The organism is uncultured Sphingomonas sp. (genome assembly GCF_936927845.1).
Lineage (GTDB): Bacteria > Pseudomonadota > Alphaproteobacteria > Sphingomonadales > Sphingomonadaceae > Sphingomonas.
In genome coordinates, this window is the sequence record NZ_CAKZHV010000018.1 from 1 (window position 1) to 4969 (window position 4969).

General features: G+C 62.8%; 4 protein-coding genes. 3 read left to right on the plus strand and 1 reads right to left on the minus strand.

Annotated elements, in window-relative coordinates; genetic code table 11:
* The first annotated feature begins 119 nt into the window (after positions 1–119).
* The 3 genes from Q0579_RS02815 to Q0579_RS02825 all read left to right on the plus strand — a co-directional run bounded on the left by Q0579_RS02815 (position 120) and on the right by Q0579_RS02825 (position 3814).
* Positions 120–674: a hypothetical protein gene (locus tag Q0579_RS02815; RefSeq protein ID WP_298808866.1), complete on the plus strand. Its 555-nt coding sequence runs from the start codon at positions 120–122 to the stop codon at positions 672–674.
* A gap of 634 nt (positions 675–1308) precedes the next feature.
* On the plus strand, positions 1309–2511 hold the full coding sequence (locus tag Q0579_RS02820; RefSeq protein WP_298808870.1) for a cation:proton antiporter: 1203 nt from the start codon (positions 1309–1311) through the stop codon (positions 2509–2511).
* Between the two features lie 103 nt (positions 2512–2614).
* Complete coding sequence (locus Q0579_RS02825; RefSeq protein ID WP_298808874.1) at positions 2615–3814, plus strand: DUF2254 domain-containing protein; 1200 nt, start codon at positions 2615–2617, stop codon at positions 3812–3814.
* A gap of 822 nt (positions 3815–4636) precedes the next feature.
* Here Q0579_RS02825 and Q0579_RS02830 read toward each other — a convergent pair.
* A partial coding sequence (locus Q0579_RS02830; RefSeq protein ID WP_298808872.1) for a DDE-type integrase/transposase/recombinase occupies positions 4637–4969 on the minus strand: 333 nt, incomplete at its 5' end.

Genomic DNA, 4969 nt, shown 5'->3' on the forward strand with positions numbered 1-4969 from the left:
GCCAGATCGGTTCATCATCGACCCGATCCACCAAATGCCGGGACTGAACACCTAGCTTCCCTCCCGGGGTTGGGGGCAAGGATGGGCGATCAAGAATAACAGTCGTCTTGGTGGCGTCGGTGGAACTGGTGGAAGGTCGCCTTCTTTGTGATGCTGCTCCTGTTCGAGGGGCGCGCGAGATTGCGGTCATCCAGGCCAGCTCGCCAGCGTATACTGCTACCCTCGCGACGGTAGTCAGCACGGGCGACCTGACCGTTGCCCAGGGGCGCTGGAACCGGATCGATGGCGGTAGCGCGCTTGATCCAGGAGCCGTGCGGATCGAGTGCCGTCGTGACGAGGGCCGCTGCTACGAAGCCAGCTACAGCATCAACGGCGAGTACGTGAACTCCACCAACCTCTCGATCTACCCCGCGACGTGGAGCGTCGATCAGGTCAGCTACGAGAACGACGATCCGGCCTGTGCGCGGTACTCCGTCCGCGTCAACCAGAAGTTGGAGAAGGTATTTGCCACTCGAGAGCGGAAAGACAAACCCAGCATGGCGGGGTTCGACTGCACTAAGCTGGAGCGCAGAATGGAAATGACGCTCACCGACGGGTCGGAGCCATTCGCGGACCCAGCGAAGGGACACTTTCTGCCCGTTCTGTCGCTGCTCAAGTCGGTGGTTGGAAAATGAGAATGACCGTCCTGTGCGCCCTCATCGGGGCTCTGCTAATTCTGGGCGGGGGCTCGCCTTCATGAGCCGATCGATCTTCATCATGTCGTCGGCCGGCACTTAGGCGCAGGTGGCGATCAGCGCGGCCCGGATCAGCTCCAGCGGCGAAGCGGTAGCGTCGCCGTGCCGCACCCGCTCGGCGATCAACACGCCCACGCCCTGTTGAAGAGAAAGAGGAGTATTGTCCTTGGGCGAAAACAATGCAAGAATGAGCGGTTACCCAAGGTGACAAAGCGTCCACTCCTAGCGCTTGTTCATCTCGCCCGCGGCAGCTCGCTCGGCGGTACGACGGGCGGGAAGAGTGCTTTCAGCCAGATTGTCGTCGTCGGTTGCTAGACGTCAGGCTGATCAAGGATTGCTTGGCAAGGCCGTGACTGCGATATCGTCATCCGGGTGCGCGCTTCGGCCGGAAGGCGCAGGTTTATGGCGTTGGTCGGGCCGCCAGCGCCGATTACCTGTGACCAGGACTGCACATGCTCGATACGAATGCATCCGCTGGACATAGGCGTGCGCCAGTCGGTCTTCGCCTATCGCGGCCCCCTGGACCGGTTCGATTGAGGGTTTCCGTTCTGACGCCGGTCGCGGGGGGCGGTCGATGAACGGCGACATCGGTCTGACCGAACTCGGCACGCTGCTGGTCGTCGCCTCGCTCGTGGCGATGGTTTCGCGCCGGATCGGGCTGCCTTATACGGCCGGTCTGGTGCTCGCCGGGATCGGCCTTGCCTATCTGCCGGTCGGTGCCGAGTTGCCGCTGTCGCGCGAGCTGGTCTTCAACGTCTTTCTGCCGCCGCTGATCTTCGAGGCGGCGATGCAGCTTCGCTGGTCGCGCTTCCGGCAGGAAATGCCGCTGACCGTAGTGCTCGCCTTCCTCGGCGTGGCGATCAGCGCCGCTGTGGTCGCCGGCGGCATGCACCTGCTGCTCGGCTGGAGCCTGCTCGGCGCGGCCTTCTTCGGCGTACTGATCGCGGCGACCGATCCGGTATCGGTGATCGCCGCCTTCAAGGAGATGAAGGCCGAGCCGCGGCTGAGCATGGTGGTCGAATCCGAAAGCCTGCTCAACGACGGTGTTGCCGCGGTCGCTTTCGCGCTCCTCGTCGGCATCGCCAACGGTGAGGCATTGACCGCGTCAGGCGCCGCGCTCGCGCTGCTGTGGACGGTCGCCGGCGGGCTCGTGATCGGGGCCGTGATCGGAGTCGTCGTGCTGACCATCGCCGGTCGGACGACGGATCATCTGGTGGAGGTGACGCTGACCACGGTGGTCGCCTGGGGATCGTTCCTGCTCGCCGAGCATGTCCATGCGTCCGGCGTGTTTGCGGCGCTGGCGGCCGGCCTCATCGTCGGCAACGTCGGGCCACGCGGCTCGATCTCCGTTGCCGGACGCCAGCACGTGCAGGATTTCTGGACCTATGCCGCCTTTCTCGCCAATTCCTGCCTGTTCCTGCTGATCGGCAGCCATGAAGCGCACCAGCCGATCGCGCTGGTGTCACTGCCGCTGATCATCGCGATTATCCTAACCCTGATCGGTCGCGCGGCCGCGGTCTATCCACTGGCGCTACCCTTCGCACGATCGGGGCTGCGGCTGCCCGCGACCTATCAGCATGTGCTGGTCTGGGGCGGACTGCGCGGTGCGGTCGGATTAGCGCTGGCGCTGGCGGTGCCGGCGAACATCGCCGAGCGCGGCCAGATCGTTGTCGTCACCTTTGGCGTGGTCGCCTTCTCGATCTTTGCACAAGGGTTGACGATGCCGCGCCTGCTCCGCCGGTGGCGATTGAATGGTTCGGGCGAGACCGAGCACTGACACCGCTTCACGGAACCCCGCGCGGACGCCAAGGCTTGAACAAGCCTAAAGGGGAGCGGCAATGACGCGATGGCAGTGGCTGATCCGCCTGCTCACGCGCAGGATGTGGTTCAGGGCCGCACTGATGTGCGGGTTCGGCGGGGCGCTGGCGCTCGCCGGGGCGTTGGTGGGCCACGCCATCTCCTATCACTTCGCCGCGACGGTCGGATCGAAGTCGGTCGACAGCATCCTGACCATGCTCGCCTCGAGCATGCTGGCGGTCACGACCTTTTCGCTGACCGCGATGGTGTCGGCCTATTCGGGGGCGACCAGCACGATCACGCCGCGCGCGGTCCAGCTACTGATCGACGACAGCACCGCGCAGAATGCGCTTGCCACCTTCCTCGGCAGTTTCCTGTTCGCGATCGTCGGCATCGTCGCGCTGTCGACCGGCCTCTACGGGGAAACCGGCCGCGTCATCCTGTTCTTCGGCACGATCCTGGTCATCCTGTTCATTGTCGTGACGCTGCTACGCTGGATCGAGCATATTGCCCGGTTCGGGCGCGTGTCCGACACGATCGACCGGGTCGAGCGCGCGACGCTTGCAGCGGTGGAGACGATCGCCGTGCCGTTGTCGCTGGATGGCGAACCGCTCCCCGTCGAGCAGAGCGGCAAAACGGGTGTGCCGGCGCCGACGATGGCGCGGGTCACTCACGTCGACATCGCGCTGCTGGGCCGGATCGCCGACGCGATGGCTGCCGATATCCACGTGCTCGCCCTTCCTGGCAGGCTGGTCGAACCGGGACGATCCATGGCGTTGATTGCCGGAGCCGTCGACGGTGCGGCGGTGGACGAGGTGCAACAGGCATTCACGTTGGCGCACCAGCGGGCCTTTGATCACGATCCGCGCTTCGGCCTGGTGGTGCTGTCGGAAATCGCATCGCGGGCATTGTCACCGGCGGTCAACGATCCCGGCACCGCCATTGCGGTGATCGAAGCCGGCGGTCGTGTGATGCTGCGGCTGCTCGATCACCGGCCGCTGGATATCGCGCCGCTACCGGCCAAGGTTCACGTTCCACCGACACCGCTGGCCGAACTCCTCGATGACTGGTGCAGGCCCATCGCGCGCGATGGCGCTGCGATTGTCGAAGTCGGCATTCGTTTACAAAAGATGTTGGGAGTGCTGGCGCGCCATGCGCCGGCAGCAAAACAGGTCATCGCGCACAAGGCAGCCGACGCGGTAGATCGGGCGTGCGCCGCAATGGCAAGCGACGCAGACCGGCAAGTGGTGAAGCGCGCGCATCGTGAAGAATTTGAGGGCTGACGCACAACGCTAGTCGTACTTCGCGTATTGGTGACATAATCCAATAAGTTCTGCACGATCTTCGAAGAGCGCCTGCGAAGACTCATGATACCGCCAGAACCCGCCGCTTGTTCTCACAGTTAGACGATCAGCTACGATTGAAGCTGCTAACTTACCGGATCCGCGCATTTCGACTGACGGCTTCGATGCCATGAAGATAATTGATGGGTTCGCTTGTTGATGGGGCCAATGTTACAAACGACGGTGCTGGAACAGGAGCCAAATAATCGGCGCAAAGCGAGGGCTGAAACACCAACAGGTCGGGCTATTTGTTTCGTCTTCAATCGCGCCTGTTTCTTCACCTACGCTCATTTGCGACGTTATGGGTCAGTTTCTGCTGCCGCTGGATGAAAGACTGGTATCATGTCACCCTGCGGGTGCCGCTCAACCGACATGATCAGAAGCTGTGTATGGGAAACCGTACCGCGGCTCTTTGCCGTGGAGATAACAGGGTATTCTGGTCCCACCTTCTCCGCCTGAAATGCTCTCCGCAGTACGGCAAGATCGACAAGTCACGGAGAACTGCGCCATCCTGAGCAGCCATGTCTACAGGGGAGCTGTTCAAGCAGACTCAGTGGCGGTGCTGTCAGTCTAACGCGAAGCGCTCTCTACACGCTGCACTTGGGTCTTTGAGGGCGCGCACCTAGCGCGTGAGCACCTGCCACTTATTCAAGGCGGCTGAGCGGCGTTCCTTGTAGGTCTATCGGTCAACCGTGTAGCAATCGAGATTGAAGTGGTTGTAGACGTTGGCGTGGACGGAGGCGAACTTCTGCAGTGTCTTCTTCAGTCTGCGCGGAGCATCGCACGCTCTCGTCGCCTGAATGGCAGGTGTGAGTTCTCGACCCTGTTGTTGGCCCAGCGTCCAACCTCTTGGCGATCACGGTTGCCGAGCTCGGACAACGCCGCACCGTAGCTGCGCAAGCCGTCGGTGATGATCGCCTCAGGTGAGCCGTGGCGCTTCATCACCTTCTTCATGAACGCGAGCGCTGCACCCTTGTCGCGCGTCTTGGTGACAAAGCTTTCCAGCACCTCACCCTCGTGGTCGACCGCTCGCCACAGATTGTGGATCGGCGTGGAAAAGGGACCCCGGTAGCGGAGTGATCGGCGTCGAAAAGG

Excerpts from the sequence above, each read along its gene's own strand:
- Q0579_RS02825 (WP_298808874.1), top strand. The coding sequence starts at position 2,615 with ATGTGGTTCAGGGCCGCACTGATGTGCGGGTTCGGCGGGGCGCTGGCG.
- Q0579_RS02820 (WP_298808870.1), top strand. The coding sequence starts at position 1,309 with ATGAACGGCGACATCGGTCTGACCGAACTCGGCACGCTGCTGGTCGTC.